The sequence below is a fragment of the Microcoleus sp. D3_18_C4 genome (genome assembly GCF_036702355.1).
Taxonomy (GTDB): Bacteria; Cyanobacteriota; Cyanobacteriia; order Cyanobacteriales; family Microcoleaceae; genus Microcoleus.
In genome coordinates this window covers 1-17,355 of record NZ_JAUBTF010000046.1, presented here as the reverse complement: position 1 = coordinate 17,355, position 17,355 = coordinate 1, and the positions used below count along the sequence as shown (strand labels likewise).

The 17,355-nt window shown below is 48.0% G+C and carries 8 protein-coding genes; 7 read left to right on the top strand and 1 reads right to left on the bottom strand.

Features of this window, described 5'->3' with window-relative positions; all coding sequences use genetic code 11:
* Positions 1 to 20 precede the first annotated feature (20 nt).
* The 3 genes from QUA90_RS21050 (at position 21) to QUA90_RS21040 (ending at position 8,512) form a co-directional block, all read left to right on the top strand.
* On the top strand, positions 21 to 3,119 hold the full coding sequence (locus QUA90_RS21050; RefSeq protein WP_333447523.1) for an MFS transporter: 3,099 nt from the start codon (positions 21 to 23) through the stop codon (positions 3,117 to 3,119).
* Positions 3,120 to 3,402: 283 nt separating this feature from the next.
* On the top strand, positions 3,403 to 3,750 hold the full coding sequence (locus tag QUA90_RS21045; RefSeq protein WP_333447521.1) for a hypothetical protein: 348 nt from the start codon (positions 3,403 to 3,405) through the stop codon (positions 3,748 to 3,750).
* Positions 3,751 to 3,973: 223 nt separating this feature from the next.
* Positions 3,974 to 8,512, top strand: coding sequence for a response regulator (locus QUA90_RS21040; protein WP_333447519.1), 4,539 nt, complete (start codon positions 3,974 to 3,976; stop codon positions 8,510 to 8,512).
* A 130-nt stretch (positions 8,513 to 8,642) separates the two neighbouring features.
* Here QUA90_RS21040 and QUA90_RS21035 read toward each other — a convergent pair whose 3' ends face one another.
* Positions 8,643 to 10,304, bottom strand: coding sequence for a glycosyltransferase family 39 protein (locus QUA90_RS21035; protein ID WP_333447517.1), 1,662 nt, complete (start codon positions 10,302 to 10,304; stop codon positions 8,643 to 8,645).
* Between the two features lie 74 nt (positions 10,305 to 10,378).
* On the opposite strand from QUA90_RS21035, the gene QUA90_RS21030 reads away from it, so the two are divergent.
* The 4 genes from QUA90_RS21030 to QUA90_RS21015 all read left to right on the top strand — a co-directional run bounded on the left by QUA90_RS21030 (position 10,379) and on the right by QUA90_RS21015 (position 17,038).
* Positions 10,379 to 11,866, top strand: coding sequence for a hypothetical protein (locus QUA90_RS21030; RefSeq protein WP_333447515.1), 1,488 nt, complete (start codon positions 10,379 to 10,381; stop codon positions 11,864 to 11,866).
* A 68-nt stretch (positions 11,867 to 11,934) separates the two neighbouring features.
* Positions 11,935 to 12,108, top strand: coding sequence for a hypothetical protein (locus QUA90_RS21025; protein ID WP_333323831.1), 174 nt, complete (start codon positions 11,935 to 11,937; stop codon positions 12,106 to 12,108).
* A gap of 118 nt (positions 12,109 to 12,226) precedes the next feature.
* On the top strand, positions 12,227 to 12,631 hold the full coding sequence (locus QUA90_RS21020; protein ID WP_333447513.1) for a hypothetical protein: 405 nt from the start codon (positions 12,227 to 12,229) through the stop codon (positions 12,629 to 12,631).
* 909 nt (positions 12,632 to 13,540) lie between these two features.
* The gene (locus QUA90_RS21015; RefSeq protein ID WP_333447511.1) at positions 13,541 to 17,038 is read left to right on the top strand and encodes a DUF4347 domain-containing protein; all 3,498 of its coding nucleotides are present in this window, start codon (positions 13,541 to 13,543) and stop codon (positions 17,036 to 17,038) included.
* Positions 17,039 to 17,355 lie beyond the last annotated feature (317 nt).

Sequence of the window (17,355 nt, the reverse complement as noted above, 5' to 3'; positions counted from 1 at the left end):
CTCTTAACGAGGAATATACTATGTATCAAAATTTGCCAATAAATCCACAACTGTATAACATCGGGTTCTGGCTGGCCCAAGTGCCAGTAGAGCAGACTACTACAAACACAGCAGAAGACGCAGCACTCCTTTATTCCGGGCCGCAATTTTTTATCGCCTTGATAGCTGGAGTCGTACTAGCCTGCGCTTTCCAACTCTTGCTAACAAATTTATCAGTAGCTGCGGGCCTTTCGTACATGGGACAATCCCACGACGACGGCCACCACTCGGATAGCGGCAGCCCCCCAGTCCGCCACATCGGCCGAAAGGTAGGTACTTGGACGCTAATCACCGTCACCGTTGCCCTATTCTTTGCTTGCTTGCTAGCAGTTAAGCTCAGCTTGATTAGCAGTCCCGGTTTAGGTGCGATCGTCGGTTTAGTCGTGTGGGCAGCCTATTTCTCAATGCTGGTTTGGGTGAGTTCCACCACAGTCGGTTCCTTGATCGGTTCCGTCGTCAACACTGCCACATCAGGTTTTCAAGCCATTGTCGGCACAGCAGCCTCGGCTATCGGCGCCAAAGCAGCCAGCAACCAAGTAGTCGCCACAGCCAAAGCAGCAGCAGCAGCAGTGGGTCATGAACTGGGTAGCGCGATCGACCCCACAAGCTTGCGCGAAAACGTCGAAGACTACATCCAAAGCCTCAAACCGCCAGAATTAGACATCAAAGGGATGCGTAGCGAGTTTGAAAAATTGCTTAATGATCCGCAACTAAAAACTATTGCAGCCGAAAATTTGCCGAATCTCGATCGGCAAACTCTCGTAGATTTAGTAAGTTCGCGATCGGACTTATCAAAACGCGACGTAAACCGGATTGTAGACCAACTTCAAGATGCTTGGAAACAAGTAGGAAAACAAGGGCAGCAATCAGACGGCATCGCCCAATTAGTAGACTATCTCAAATCTGCCAAATCTGGAGATTTGGTCTCAGATAAATTGGCAAGTAGAGTAGAAAAAGCCCTCAGCAATCTGGGCGGTCAAAATTCTGGACAAAGCCCGACCATGATGTCCCAAGCAACGACAATGGCAGTCAATGCTTTAATGGGAATAGTATTGGGTCGCACGGATATTTCTGACTTGGATGTGGAAAAAGTAGTCGGTCAGCTCAAAGAAGCTAAAGAGAAAGTTACCCAGCAAACTGATAAAATTACCGCTCAAGTCAAAGGCGAACCCGTAACTTACAGCCCAATTCGTGCGGACGTAGAAAACTACCTACTCAACACTTATTCGTGGCAGATGAACCCCCAAGCCATCGAGCGCGAATTTCGGGACGTTCTCTACGATCCTACAGCCGATCCTGGAACTGTGCGCCGCGAATTAGAAAAACTAAAACAGTCTAATTTTGCCGAAATTCTGGCTAGTAGAGGCGTTTTTACCCAAGACAAAATTAAAGAAATTTCCCAGGAATTAGAAGCAATTAGACAGCGCGTTTTACAAACCGTGATCTTTGCGGAGGAGCAAGAAAAATCTCGCGATTTGCAGTGGCGGTTGGAAACTTATTTGAAGCTGACGCCGAAAGAAGAACTGACAGCAGCAGGTATCGGGAGCGATTTCAAAAAAATCTTAGAGGATTCCGACGCTAGTTACGAACAGTTGCGCGATCGGCTTTCTCCTTACACCCGCGACAGTTTTGTGCAAATTCTCCGAGGCCGCGAAAACTTCGGATTCCAGGAAGTAGAACAGATTGTTCAAGAGTTGGAAAGGACGCGAGATGTAGTTTTAGCAGATGCTAAAGGTCTGCAAGAAGCAGCGCAGGCCCGACTAGACAACCAGTGGCAAAGAGTACAAGAATACTTGAAGTCTACGGGCAAAGAAGAACTTAATCCCGAAGGCATCAAGCGCGATTTGAAAACGCTGCTGGACAACCCGGAAGCGGGAATGTGGGCGCTGAGAGCTAGAGCTTCTAAGTTCGATCGCGAAACTTTGGTAAAATTGCTATCTCAGCGGAAAGACCTCAGCGAAGACCAAGTAAATCACCTTCTCGACAGCGCCGAAGAAAATTGGCACAGCGCGGTGCATGCGCCGCAAAAGTTGGCCGAAAAAGCTAAGGATCAGTACGACCATACAACAACCGCCCTTGCAGATTACCTCCGCAATACGGGCAAATCAGAACTCAATCCTGAAGGGATTCAGCGGGATTTGACAAAACTGCTGCAAAATCCCAAAGAAGGAGCTTTAGCGCTGCGTGGCCGTCTGTCTCAAGTCGATCGCGATACTTTGGTAAAACTGCTTTCTCAGAGACAAGATTTGAGCGAGGAACAAGTCAATCAAATTATCGACCAAGTGCAGGAAACCCTTGGCTCGATTGTGAAAGCGCCGCGCCGTTTGGCAAAGCGGATGCAAAGCCAAGTGCAGGATTTTCAGAGCGTTTTAGAAGATTATTTGCGTAATACGGGCAAGGATGAATTAAATCCCGAAGCCATCAAGCGCGACTTGCAACTGCTGCTGCATGACCCGAAAGTCGGCGCTTACAGTTTGGGCGAGCGCTTGTCACACATCGATCGAGCTACAGTTGTTTCTCTGCTGTCTCAGCGGCCGGATATTTCTGAAGCAGAAGCCAATCGCATTGTCGATGGAATTTTGTCGGTGCGCGATGAGTTCGCAATGCAAATTCAGAAAATACAGGAGGGTATTCAGTCGGTAATTGACGGGATTCTCGGAAAAATTCGGGATTACCTCAATTCGCTCGATCGCCCTGAACTCAACTACGAAGGCATTACGCGGGATGTGCGGAAGTTATTTGACGATCCGCAAGCCGGATTTGATGCTTTGCGCGATCGGCTGGGTCATTTCAACCGCGATACTTTAGTAGCACTAATGAGTTCTCGCGAGGACATTTCCGAAGCAGATGCCAACCGCTTGATCGACCAAATTGAAAGAAGCCGCAACAGCGTCTTGCAAAGAGCAGAACGCTTGCAGCAAGAGGCACAGCTTCGCCTCGAAAGCATCAAATTACAAGCCGAAAAACAAGCCGAAGAAACCCGGAAAGCAGCAGAAGTTGCCTCTTGGTGGCTGTTTTTCACCGCTCTTACCTCGGCCGCAGCAGCAGCCGGCGCTGGTGCTTTAGCCGTCATCCGATAAAAAAGACCCAAGTTGCGATCAGATTGCAGATAGTGCCTGATATGAGTTTCTACTGATATCAGGCACTAATGTTAGTAAAGGAGTTGATCGGGAAGTGGGAACGGGTTTTTATTAATTTGTTAGTACGGTTGAATAATGTTATGGTAAACCAGTTCCTACCCCTTTTTTGAGGCTGGTGCCAACGGTGAATCTATACATTTTAATTACCAGTTTTGATTAATTTAAAATAGAAAAGTAAAAAGCGGCTTTTTTTGATTGTTGTATATTTTATTTGCGGATGTAAATGAAAAGTCGCCGGATATTCATTACCTCTCCTATCACAATTTTTGAACGTGGTTCAGGCTTCCCGGCGGGATTTGCTTTTCGGCAGATTCTACAACTGTTGCAAGGATTGCTGAAGAATGACAAAAATCAAAACAGTTATTGGAGTGAGAACCTTTTGGCAAAGCAAACTTCGCGGGCCAGTTCCCTCTCTCCTCAATATTTTTTAGGTACAATAATAGAGAGGGTTCTCCACCCAGCACGCCTGTTCTCCCAACCGCCCACATCCCTGGCTGCGTCAGTATCAAACGCGAATTGTTTTGAGTTCGATCGGCGGTTTATGTTGAAGATGCCGATCGTCAGGTTATAACTTGTAGGTCATAGGTTGTAAATAATATGGAACTAAAGCTGTGAAAATACTACACTGACTGTGGGGGGCAACATACCGGATACCTTGGAAATACCAAGGGCTTTGCTTTCGTCAGCCCAGAAAAGTCCAAACACGCAGGCCCTGCGATCGCCAATGCTAAACAACCTACGTCTCAAACCTCTCCTGGCTAGTTGCCTATTAGCACCGTGAGGAGGGCGACGCCATGCAACTCCGAAAAAAAACACTATTAATCATCGGTGCAGCGCTGATCAGCCTGATTGTGGTTCTCTATGCCACTGCATCAACTATTTTGCTGCATGATTTTCACAACCTGGAGGCACAGTACGTCCGCCAGGATGTCGCACGGGCTTTGGACGCATTAGATGATGACTTGTCGAATTTAGACACCAGCGCCCAAGATTACGCCGAGTGGGACGATACTTACTCTTTCGTCGAAACACGGAACGAAAAATTTGTCAAGTCAAATTTCGTCGATTCGACATTTATTTACTTGAGACTAAACTTATTGGTGCTGCTGGACTCCAACGGTAAGACGATCTTCAGCAAAGGTTTCGACCTCAAATCCCAAACAGAAATCCCGATTCCCGAAAGCTTTAAACAGCACTTGACCGAGGCACTACTAGACTCATCGACAGTCGAGGGCGATCGCCCCGCAGCCAAAACAGGCGTCCTCACCTTGCCAGAAGCCAGACTGCTGATTGCCGCCAAGCCCATCTTCAACAGCAACGCCCAAGGCCCGTCGCGGGGAACGCTGATCTTGGGACGCTACCTCGACAGCAGCGAAATCGGTTTGCTTTCAGAACTGACTCACCTGTCAGTGGATTTTAGATTGCCGAGTTTAGATTTTAAAGTTGGAGCCGCGAACTACTCCGGGCACAGCGCCAAGGGGCTGGCTCGATCGAGGCAGGAGCTGGAAAATGTCAAACTCAAAATTTCCAACCTCAAATCAGTAGAAATTTTAGTCGAGCCACTCAGCGACAGCTTAGTCGCAGGATACGCCCTGATTCGCGACATCCACGGCAACCTAGCGCTGCTGCTGCGAGTAGAGACAGATCGCATCATCTACGGCCAAGGTCAGGCTACCTTGGAGCTGTTTACCTTATCAATACTGGCAGTAGGTTTAATATTTAGCGCCATCACCCTGCTGTTGCTAGAAAGATTAGTCTTGGCGAGATTGGCTTCCTTGAGCACCAGCGTCAGCAACATCGCAGCCAACGGCGACCCAAGCTTAAGAGTTCAGATGACTGGAGCAGATGAGCTCGCAAGCTTGGCCGACGGCATCAACCGAATGCTAGAAGCATTGGGCAATTCTCAAGTCGAACGTAATGAAAGCGAAGACCGCTATCGGTTGATGGCCGAAAACTCAACCGACATGATCACCAGACACGACCCCACAGGCGTGTTTGTCTACGTCTCGCCCGCCAGCCGGGCTTTACTGGGATACGAACCTTCGGAACTCATCGGCCGCGTCCCCAAGGATTATTTTCACCCCGACGATTTAGAAACCATTGCCAAAGCTCACTGGAAAGTCCTGGCCCTCCCAGTTACTTACACCGTCAGCTACCGTATCCGCCGCAAAGACGGCAAATACATTTGGTTTGAAACCACCGGCCGCACGATCAGTGATCCCCAAACCGGCGAAGTCCAAGAAATTATCGGCATTTCCCGCGACATCAGCGTGCGGAAGCAAACAGAACAAGAACTGCGAGAAAGCGAAGCTGCCATCAAAGCTTTGTACCAAGTAACTTCGGCTCCCCGTACAGACCCGCTCAACCACCTCTCTACCTTTGATTTGCGCCTCCAAGAACTGCTGGGAATGGGATGTCGGCATTTAGGCCTGTCCGTGGGAATTTTGTCCTGCATTCAAGGCGACAACTATCAAATAATGGCTGTTGAGTGTCCCGACGGGTCGATCGTCAAAGACCAAATCTATGATCTGGAAAAAACTTTCTGCGTCGCTACGTCAATGGCAAAAGAACCGATTTACTTTGAGTCGGTGCGATTTTCGGGTTTTTCCTTCAACAGCGACGATCGAGCTTTCCCCATCGAAGCTTACATGGGCATTCCCGTCACGGTGGGAGGTGAAGTTTACGGCACTCTGTGCTTCTTTTCTCCGACTCCTGTGACAGAACCGTTCCGAGCTGTAGACAGAGAGTTGGTGAAACTGATGGCTCAGTGGGTGGGAAGCGAACTCGAACGCCAGCAAACAGACGTAGATTTGGCAAAAGCTCGCGATCAAGCACTGGCAGCTACTAGAGCCAAAAGCGAATTTTTAGCCACCATGAGCCACGAAATTCGCACTCCGATGAATGGAGTCATCGGCATGACCGGTTTGCTGCTGGATACGCCCTTAACTCGCGAACAGCGCGATTTTGTAGAAACTATCCGCAGCAGCGGCGATGCCTTGCTGACGCTGATCAACGATATTCTAGATTTCTCGAAAATTGAGTCGGGCAAATTGGATTTGGAGGAACATCCGTTTGACATCCGCACTTGCATTGAGGAATCTCTAGACTTGGTAGCTGCTAAGGCTGCAGAAAAAAAACTGGAAGTGGGTTACTTGATCGATCGTACTGTACCAGCAACGGCGATCGGCGATAGCACCCGCTTGAGGCAAATTTTAATCAACTTGCTCAGTAATGCTGTTAAATTTACCGACGCTGGAGAAGTGGTGGTTGCTGTGACTGCCAAAAAGATTTCAGTGTCGGCGGCTAACGCTAAAGAACCCCCATTAATTGCTGGCGAATCGGTAGCAATTAACCCAGCATACGAAATACATTTTGCGGTCAAAGATACCGGTATCGGCATTCCGAGCGATCGCATGGATCGGCTATTTAAATCTTTCAGTCAGGTTGATTCTTCAACGAGCCGGCAGTACGGCGGTACCGGATTGGGTTTGGCAATTAGCAAGCGTTTGGCCGAAATGATGGGCGGCCGGATGTGGGTGGAGAGTATGGGTAGTGTCGCGGGCAATCCTCCTGCAGATTTTAGATCATCGGCAGTTTTTGATTTGGGATGGGCAGAATCTTGCGAAATTGCCGAAAAATATGGCTATGGCAAATCTGTACTCAGTAACAAGCCGATCGGCCACAATACGCAATCCGTTGGCTCTACTTTTTATTTTAGTACGATCGTTTCTGGCTGCAAGAATTCCTTACCACTTAACTTGAGCAATTCTCAACCTGAATTAGCTGGCAAGCGAGTCTTAATTGTCGATGACAATGCTACCAACCGCAGAATTTTGACTCTCCAAGCTCAGTCTTGGGGAATGGTGGTTAGGGCTTCAGCTTCGGCTCGTTTGGCTTTAGATTGGCTGGCTGCTAAAGAGATGTTTGACTTGGCAGTTTTGGATATGCAAATGCCGGAAATGGACGGGTTAGCTTTAGCGTCGCAAATTCGCCGATATCCTGATTGCGAAAAGTTGCCGTTAGTGATGCTAACTTCGATCGGCAGGCAAGAAATTAACCCCCCTGCTATGGAGATGGATTTTGCTGCTTTTTTGAATAAACCCATCAAACAATCTCAGCTTTACAATGTTTTAATCAATATTTTTGGAGAACAGACAACGGAATTTAAAGGGCAGCGCACTAGCGGGCCTTTCTTGCAAACCATACCCGTGCTGGCCGAGAACTTACCTCTGCGGATTCTGTTGGCTGACGATCATTTGGTGAATCAGAAGGTGGCTTTGCAAATTTTACAGCGGATGGGGTATCGCGCGGATGTGGCGGGAAACGGTATCGAAGTGCTCGAAGCTTTGCGCCGCCAGCCTTATGATGTGGTGCTGATGGATGTGCAAATGCCGGAAATGGACGGACTGGAAACTACCCGCCACATCCGCGAGCAATTTTCAGCAGATTTAACTTTAGAAAATCCCACGGGAGAATCAGAGGTTTCCGTAACTGATGAGCAATCTAATAATCGAAAATCGAAAATCGAAAATCCCAAATCGATTGAGGAATCTAACAATCGAAAATCGAAAATCGAAAATCCCAAATCGATTGAGGAATCTAACAATCGAAAATCGAAAATCGAAAATCGAAAATCGACAAGACCTTGGATTGTGGCGATGACGGCAAATGCGATGCAGGGCGATCGCGAAGAGTGTATGGCTGCGGGGATGGACGACTATTTGAGCAAGCCGATCGCAATTGAGCAGTTGGTGCGAGCTTTGCTAGCGTGTAAATCTCGATCGAACTCTGCATTCGACCGTCTGCAGCCGATCGTTTGTTTGGATGCCCCGGCGGAACAGATCGAAGGAACGAGTGAATTAGAAGTGCGATCGAATGTGGCTGTTGCGGGAAATCCACAACTGACAATTACCAATTCGCTGGCCCTCATCGATTGTGGTACATCAAATCTTGATCGGGCTTTGTCACATAGCCACGATTCCCTGAGTGCAAAGATTATAGAGGGACTGCGAGAAGTGGAAGCTTTGGACGAGGCGATCGAGATTTACCTCGAAACAGCTCCCGAACTGCTGCGAGGCATCTCTATGGCTCTGTGCAACGCCGATCCGCTGGCTTTGCGGCGATCGGCTCACTCTTTAAAATCGATTAGCGGTACTCTCGGTGCTTTTCGCTTGTATGAGCTGTGCGAGGAACTCGAAATCATGGGCCGCATGGGAACAAATGCTAACCAGCCTTTACCAGATCCGGCCTGCGCGCTTTTAGAAGAGGTTGAGGCCGAGTATCAAAGAGTCGAAACGGCGTTAAAAATAGAAATGCAGTCTGTTGATTGTTAGCGGTTAGATCCTGTTCGATTGATTTCTCATAAATTTAAGTCCACTCCGGGTAAGGCTGTCAATCTGAAGCAACATTAGACACTCGAAAGTTATCTCACCCACTCTAAGGAGGGGACTGTTAACTATTAACTTACTTTTTAGTTACCAAAACCCAATCGTCGGCTGTTTTGACAACCTCAGCATTCTGCAAACGTAAATGTTTTAAAACGGGTTTTTCTAACAGAAAATAAGGTTTAGGAAGAGATTGCCATTTCTTTTTGAGCGTCGGCGCGTCGGCGACAATAACTTGGCGTTGACTGTAAAAATTCAGCGAGGGACGGCCCAAGCGGTGAGAAGTAAACACTTGTTGACCGGCCGGAGTTCCTGTGCGGACAATTTCGGCGATCGGCTTAACGGGATAATCCTCCGCCAGTTCCCAAACCCAGTTATCTGAAGCCACCAATACTAACAGCGTCAGGTAAGTTCCCCAAATTAAAACTAATATAAACTGCCTGTCTTGGCGGTGCAGCAACACGGCCGCCATTGTCATTGTCAAACCTACAAACAGCAGCATTAACTGCAAATCTCGCTCCATCGGCACAATGTATTTCCCAATTTGCACTAAGCCACTGAAGTAAATGCAGCCGACAACACCAACTACACCCAGCACTGCCAAAATCGCGGGATGAGGCAACAAAGAAATAGCATCAAAACGTTCTTCTGCTTCCTCTTTGAGCGGTTCTGGTGGTAGCCATAGTTGCTCCCAAACTTCAGCGATATAACTGCCAACAGCAAGAGCAAAAGCTGGATAAATTGGCAAAACATACCACGGCAATTTAGTAGTCATCACAGAAATAGCCAGCAGATATACTCCAGTCCAAACCAATACTAATTTTGGCCCTGGAAAATTGCGATTTTCCCAACTCAAACGTAGCCCTTGTAGCCAAAATAACTGCCACGGCCAAGCTAATTTTAAAATTTCTAAAATATAATACCAAGGCGGGCCTTTGTGACTGCTCACAGGTTCCGAAATGCGTCGGAAAGATTCGTTAACTAAATTAGCGTGGATGAAATATTGGCCGTAGTGCAGCCATTGGGCAAAATACCAAGCAGCTACTGGCAATGTTCCGATCGCGAATCCGGCCCAAAGATACGCAGAAGTGAGGAGTCGCGGGGTATCCCAAACCAAAAAAATACAGCCCATCCCAGCCAGCAGCAGCCCCAACATCACGCCTTTAGTGAGGCAAATGAGTCCGAACCCAATTCCCGCGCCCAAAGTGTAGCGCAAGTCGCGGCGCGATCGTAGCAAACACCACATCGCCGCCAGCAAAAAACACAAAACCGCCCCATCCAACATCGCCAAACGTCCATGCCGCACCACCGGTAACAGCGTCAGATAGACGAGGGCAGAAAAAATGGCGATCGAACGCGGAGGAAACAACTCCCTGCCAATGGCGTAAAGCAAGGGCACTGAAGCCGCCGTCAGCATCGCCGGTGCCAACCTCGCCGTCAATTCGCTGACACCGCCGACGGCAAAACACAGCCCGATTAGCCAGTGTACCAGCGGTGGTTTGTTGAAATAGGGCATAGAGTCGATCGTCGGATACAGCCAATTTAAGTTGCCGCGCCAAATTTCGCGACTTACCTGCGCTGCAATGCCTTCATCCCAATCCCGCAAAGCCACGCCGCCCAGATTCAGCCCGAAAATCAGCACAGCAGCCAACAGAAAAGCCAGCATCCACACTTTGTCTGTAAAGCTGTCATTCCAGCGATTTTTCGGTTTGCGGCTTAGGAATGGAAAGATTTCTGACATAAGTTAAGAGAGTTTTGAGCGTCCCAAACTGAAGGTAAACTTAGACAGCAGTTATTTGCAACTAGGAAAATACCATGAACTTGCCTGTAATTATAGATATTATCATTGGCTTAGTATTTATCTACCTGACTTTAAGCTTGCTAGCTTCGGAAATTCAGGAACTGATTGCTACTGTTTGGCAGTGGCGGGCGGAACATTTAAAGAAGTCGATCGAAGTGCTGATTTCTGGCGGCAGCGAAGGATCGAAAGATCCCCTGCAATTTAAGCGAGTCGGACAGTTAGCCCATTCGATTTATGCCAATCCGATTATCAAGGATTTGAATCAGGGAGCGAAAGGGCTGTTATCAGAGGGATTCCGCTCTGTTACGCACCGCATGGGGGATTTTTACCACGGAGTTACGGGTACTAAAAATGTATTCGGCAATAAATCCAGTGGGCCTTCTTATATTCCAGCCGAGTGTTTTTCGGCTAGCCTTTTGGAGACTTTAAAGGTTTCTAGTTTGGTAGGCTCTATCTCTAAAACCAGATTGGAAAGATTTAAAGATTTACAATTAGCCCAAATTCAACAGATTGGAGAACATCTGAGTTTGCCGGATGCTACCAAACCGATTATTAAGCAAGAATTTAGGTGGCTGACTGCGGAGTTCAATCGAGTTGTTGAAGATTATCAAAACAATTTAGCAAGTTTGAACAACAGCTTAGATCGAATGTCGGAAAAGCTAGGATTTTATATTAAGGATTCTCAGGTTTATCTACCAGAAACCGAGCTGGGAGGGAGAGAATTTCAGAGGCAGATGGCCTTTGTCAAGGCTCGTTTTGACAGCAAAACTGAGCGGGTGGCGCTGCTAGGGCAACTGCAACCGAGTTTCAGCAATCTGTTAAATACTGTTAAAAAAAGTCAAGATACGGTTGCAGAAATTATGGATATCAAAGAGGAGAGTCCGATTTATCAACAAATTCAAGAAACCTTGGACAGTATGCCAGAATCTTTGAAACGCAGCCTTTATATTTTAGCGCAGCGCGCTGAAAAAGGCGGCGGAGATACTCAAGAGCAGTTGCAGCGGTTTCAGAAAGAAATTGAAATTTGGTTTGACCAATCGATGGAGCGTGCTTCTGGTGTTTACAAGCGGAATGCCAGAGGGGTGGCGATTTTGCTCGGAACTGCGATCGCTGTAGCTGCTAATGCTGATAGCATTCATATTATTAATCGGTTGTCGAAGGATTCGATGTTGCGATCGACTGTTAATGTGTACGCTGAGCAGTTGGTGGAAAAAAATGCTAAGACTAAATTAGATAATTTAACAAGTCTGAGAAAAGTTCAAAAGGATGTAGATATAGCTTTGGATGAGGTAGCCCTGCCTTTTGGATGGAGCGAACAGAACAGCTTGGAACGAGATGCCAAGGGGAATTTATTGTGGCTGGCTTTGATTTCCAAATTGTTTGGTTGGATATTAAGCGGCGTAGCTATTTCTATGGGGGCTGCTTTTTGGTTTGAGGCGCTCAACAAGATTATTAATATTCGCAATGCAGGGAAAAAACCGCCATCTTCCACAGAATCTTGAGCGGTGCAGTTGCGAGGCCCATCTACTAAGTGTCATACCCTTTTAGATTTTAGATTTTAGATGGGGGCATGACTGAAGACTATCGAGGTTTGAAGCACCGGCTTACAGTTGGATTCTTTTTTGAAAGTGGGATCACGGATAGGATACCGGATCGATCGGTAATTTGGCGTTTGCCGGAAGTCAGGGAAAACACGCAGAATATAAATTCCGTGCGATCGCGGATGGCAGTGCTGCAGAAATAGGGGAAACTAATAGATAGGTTAAATAAGAATGGGCGAAATAAACAAGGTCGCTGGCAGTTTCAGAAGCTCTGACTCCAAGGCTGTATCTACCGCTAAACACACTTTTGGAGGACGGAATATGTTAACTTCTTTCAGGGAAACGACTCCCGCCTCGGAATACGCAGATCCCCCATCCCAAAGCTTTGTATTCAATGACTCCAGCATCAATGAAGGTGGATATTTTGTTTCCACAATTTTGGCTGGGGAATCTGAGTGCATCGAGAAAATCACCTCCGCACTTCAAAAATCTGCCTCTATCCTTAGAGAGATTGACAAATTTGGCTCGACTTCTGGCGGCAGCTCGAACCAAGTGCAATTAGGCTTTGTTATCCTCAGTTCAGATTACCTGGAACCATACAAAAGTCAATTGTCAAAATCGCATACCTCTATGACTCAAAACAACGGACTTGGTTCGTGTTATGCCGATCAATATAGTGGTACACTCAGCAACGGCGGTGGGAGCGATCGACTGTTTGCTAATTAAGGAGAGTAATTTAATGGAGGGTATCGAACCTACCGAGAGCGACTGAACCCGAATACAATTTTAATTAGGGAGGCAGGCGCGATCGCAATCAACGATTTCGATCTGACTAAATCAGCAATCATCTCAATTCGCGCTGAATAACTTGAATCACTTTTGCAGTGAGGATGGCAGTCCTCACAGTGTCGGTAGCACCCCATAAGCCAATTGATTTCCAGCCATAGGTTCCACTTAATATTAGATCGTTTTGACCGCAAGCATCCAGGATACAAGCCCCCGGATTGATCAGTAGAGAAATAAAAAACCTGTATCCGATGAAACTTGCCCCCGAATTTATCCGTGGTGTCAATGCTTCAATTCTAAAATCTAAAATCGATTGACTGTTAGTAAATGCAACCAAACGTCCTGGTAATCAGTATTTAGGTGTACCGCCCACCTAGCAGCTTCAAAGCATATAGAATTCTTCAAAATCTACATAATTCAGTTTTCCCTTGGATGAAATACAGCTAGGGAAACTCTAGTGCATTGTGCCTCTACGTAAAATATCACAATCAAATAAAAACTACTCAATATAATTAAGAGGAGTTATTCTGGGGGAAATTACCTCCACCCTTTCCGACTACCTGAAATCAGGCTACTTTTAGCCAAATAATGTCGCAAAAATTTGATGGTACAACCTAGATTGATTTATTTAAATCTGCAATATAAATATTGTAATATCTTCCCATCGGTAGAGGTCATAATTTTCATTATGATCAATAGATAAAATGTAAATGTGGCTCAAAATAAATCAACAAAAATATTTTTAAAATGACGCCATTTCCAAATTAGGTGTTAAGATATAATCAAATAAGTCTGATGAGATTACTCCGGGGTGTATCTACTAATAATGCCCTTAATGGAGTCTCCAATATGAGTTCTACATTCGCTCAAGTTAACTCACAATCTGCTTTTGAAAAAGTGCCACTGCGCTCCTTAGTCTTCATTGACTCCAGCGTGGAAGATTACGAGTCACTTACAGCGGGAGTGCTGCCGGGACAGCAGGTAGTAATACTCGATCGCACCAAAAACGGCATCGAACAAATCAGCTCTGAAATTGAAAAATACGCCTCTACTAACGGGGCGATAGACTCGGTTCACATTATTTCTCACGGCAATTCTGGCAGCCTACAACTCGGCAATACTGCTCTGGGTTCAGATAACATAGAGCAATACAAAAGCCAGTTGGAAAAGTGGCAAACTTCACTAGCCCCACAAGCAGACATCATGCTTTACGGCTGCGATGTAGCAGGCGGTACAGGTGCTAATTTCGTCGATCGCTTCAGTCAATTAACCGGGGCTGACGTTGCGGCATCCACCAACACAACCGGCAGCGGCGGCGACTGGAATTTAGAATTTGCTTCTGGCCAAATTGAATCTCCCTTAGCCTTGCAGGCCGATGCGATGGCAAGTTACCCAGGTAATTTAGCTACGATCGTAGTAGCCAACAATAGCGATAGCGGGCCCGGTTCATTAAGAGCTGCGATCGCCACCGCTGTTGCAGGGGATACAATTACCTTCGCTCCAGGTTTAGCCAGCCAAACCATTACCCTCACCAGCGGTCAACTCGATATTCCCGTTGGCAAAAACATCACGATTGACGGCGCCGCCGCACCCGGTTTAACTATCAGTGGTAACAACGCATCCCGCGCCTTTTTTGTCAATGCCAACGTTGCGACTGCTACCACTTTTGCGGTCAAAAACCTGATTATTACTAACGGCAAAACGGCTGATCGAGGTGGCGCGATCGGCACAACCGACGAAGTAAACCTCACAGTAGAAAACGTTCAGTTCAACAACAACGTCGCCGATCAAGGCGGTGGCGCAATTTTCGGTAATTTCAACAATACCCTGACTGTTACCAACAGTAAATTCAATGGCAACGTGGCTACCGCAGCTAACGATGAACGTGGTGCAGGTGCGATCGGCTTTTTGAGTTTCAAAACTTTTACAGTCACCAACAGCGACTTCACCAACAACAAAGGAATTAACGGCGGGGCAATTAACAGCCTTCAAGGTAAGCTGACAATTGACAACTCTCGATTCATCGGCAACGACACCACAGCAGCCACTTTCGCCACAGGGCAGCCCAATTCTTTCTTAAGAGGTTTCGGCGGCGCACTTTATACCGATCGAGCCAGCAATCCGAGCGAAGCTTCCGGCACAATTAAGATTACCAATAGCGTATTTCAAGACAATAAAGGTCGAGGTGAAGGAGGCGCAGCTTATCTGTTCACCGGCAGCCAAGACAAAGTTATTTTGGAAAAGAGCACCTTCCAAAATAACGAAATTCTGGCGCTACCCGGTGGAAACCCTGGAAACGGTGGTGGGGTAACGATTTTGAGCGACAGCACCAACCAGGGATTGACCATTACCAGCACCACCTTTGCGGGCAACAAAGCCGGCAATCAAGGTGGCGGCCTGTGGACACGCAATGCCCCTGCTACGATTACTAACAGTACGTTTTCTGGCAACTCCACGGCGTTTGCTGCTGGTGATTTCAACAAACTCGGCGGTGCAATGACTCTTGGTGCACCCACAACCATTCTCAACACGACGATCGCCGATAATTCTGCAGGCTGGGTTGGTGGAGGTATCTTCGCCGATGCCAATAATGTCACCCTCAAAAACACGATTCTTTCCAACAATACAGCGGCTAACGGAGGAAACCCTTGGGGCATTCAGCAACACGCCACCGCCCAATATAGCGATCAAGGAGGGAATTTTCAGTGGCCGGTGATTGACACCGATACCAAGGTGACGACAAGTGTGACGATCGCAGACCCCTTACTTGGCCCTTTGCAAACCCTCAACGGCGCTTTAGTCAGGCCGCTGCTGATAGGAAGTCCGGCAATTGATAAAGGGGTTGCCACCGGCGCACCCACTACGGATCAGCGCGGCGTGACTCGCCCTCAAGATGGCGACAGCATTCCAGGTGCGATCGTGGACAGCGGCTCTTTTGAATTGGGAGGTAGTGTCGTCCCAGTGCCAACTCCCACACCCGCGCCGGCGCCAACTCCCACACCCGCGCCAGTGCCAACTCCCACACCCGCGCCGGCGCCAACTCCCACACCCGCGCCGATCCCAACTCCCACACCCGCGCCGGCGCCAACTCCCACACCCGAACCGGCGCCAACTCCCACACCCGCGCCGGTCCCAACTCCCACACCCGCGCCGGTCCCGACTGAGACTCCGACTCCGGCGCCAACTCCCACACCCGCGCCGGCGCCAACTCCCACGCCCGAACCGGTGCCAACTCCCACGCCCGAACCGGTGCCAACTCCCACACCCGCGCCGGCGCCAACTCCCACGCCCGAACCGGTGCCAACTCCCACGCCTGCGCCGACTCCGCCGCCAACACCAACTCCCGCACCGACTCCAACTCCGGCCTCAGATGATTCCCTACTCGATAGCCTCAACGCCCCGCAACTAGATCCTGCCACCATCACCCCCAACCCCGTCCAACAAACTATCAACGGCGGCGAGGGTACCGATTTCATCATGGGCGGTGTCATCAACGAGTCAATTAACGGACAAGCCGCCAACGATACTCTCTACGGCATGGGCGGCAATGACAACATTGACGGCGGCGCAGATAACGACTCAATCTTCGGCAATCAAGGCAGCGATTTCATCTCTGGCGACGCTGGCAACGATACCATCTACGCTGGCAAAGATAATGACACTGTTGTTGGTGGTGAGGGCGACGACTTTTTGAGGGGAGATTTAGGAAATGATACAGTTGCCGGCGGCGGTGGCAACGACACGCTTTTTGGTGGCAAAGATGACGATATCTTACTCGGTGAAGATGGTAACGACTACATTTTAGGCAACTTAGGAAATGACACAATTAATGCTGGAAACGGCAACGATATTGCTTTTGGCAATGAAGGCGCAGACCTAATTTTTGGCGATTTTGGAAATGACACGCTTTACGGCGGCAAAGAAAACGACAGTCTCGATGGCGGTGAGGGCAACGACTTGCTGTTGGGTGGCAATGAAAACGATGTGCTGTTCGGCGACACCGATAACGATACGCTTTACGGCGGTAAGGGTAATGATATTCTCAGCGGCGGTGCTGGGGACGATTTCCTTTCCGGGGATATGGGGGACGATACTTTGACTGGTGGTTCGGGAAATGATGTGTTTTTCCTCAATCAAAGTTCGGGTAGCGACATCATTAATGATTTCCGCAAGGGAGAGGATTTAATTGGGTTGAATTCTGGTTTGAGTTTCAATCAACTCAGTATTACTTCCAGCAACAATCAAACTTTGATTACTGTGACGGACACCAATCAATTGTTGGCGAAGCTTAACAATATTACTCCTGGTATTCTCACCGCTAGCGATTTCACTCAGGTAACAATCTAACTGCCTGGGGTAGGGTGCGCTATAAGCAGCCAGCGCGCTTAGAAGTGGTTAAGAAAGCTCTCAAACTCTTGAAACTTGGTGGATGACGTTAGCGCAAACCGCCCCTACGGGGGCTACGCCAACGAAGAGGAGCGATCTGATTCTTTTCAACTGCGATCGGTAATAAATCTTGTTTATTGCCGATCGCCCACACCTAGAATGAGGCACATCCGTCTATTGCAATCCTGAGCTGGCTAGCCATAAGTAGGGTTTGCTGAATAATTGATCGCAGACCACTAGCAGGAGCGATCGATATATTCAAGGTGAGTTAAATATAA

Bases quoted from the DNA above. Each gene is read 5' to 3' on its own strand.
- QUA90_RS21015 (WP_333447511.1), top strand. From the start codon at position 13,541: ATGAGTTCTACATTCGCTCAAGTTAACTCACAATCTGCTTTTGAAAAA.
- QUA90_RS21025 (WP_333323831.1), top strand. From the start codon at position 11,935: ATGACTGAAGACTATCGAGGTTTGAAGCACCGGCTTACAGTTGGATTC.
- QUA90_RS21045 (WP_333447521.1), top strand. From the start codon at position 3,403: ATGAAAAGTCGCCGGATATTCATTACCTCTCCTATCACAATTTTTGAA.
- QUA90_RS21030 (WP_333447515.1), top strand. From the start codon at position 10,379: ATGAACTTGCCTGTAATTATAGATATTATCATTGGCTTAGTATTTATC.
- QUA90_RS21040 (WP_333447519.1), top strand. From the start codon at position 3,974: ATGCAACTCCGAAAAAAAACACTATTAATCATCGGTGCAGCGCTGATC.
- QUA90_RS21020 (WP_333447513.1), top strand. From the start codon at position 12,227: ATGTTAACTTCTTTCAGGGAAACGACTCCCGCCTCGGAATACGCAGAT.
- QUA90_RS21050 (WP_333447523.1), top strand. From the start codon at position 21: ATGTATCAAAATTTGCCAATAAATCCACAACTGTATAACATCGGGTTC.
- QUA90_RS21035 (WP_333447517.1), bottom strand. From the start codon at position 10,304: ATGTCAGAAATCTTTCCATTCCTAAGCCGCAAACCGAAAAATCGCTGG.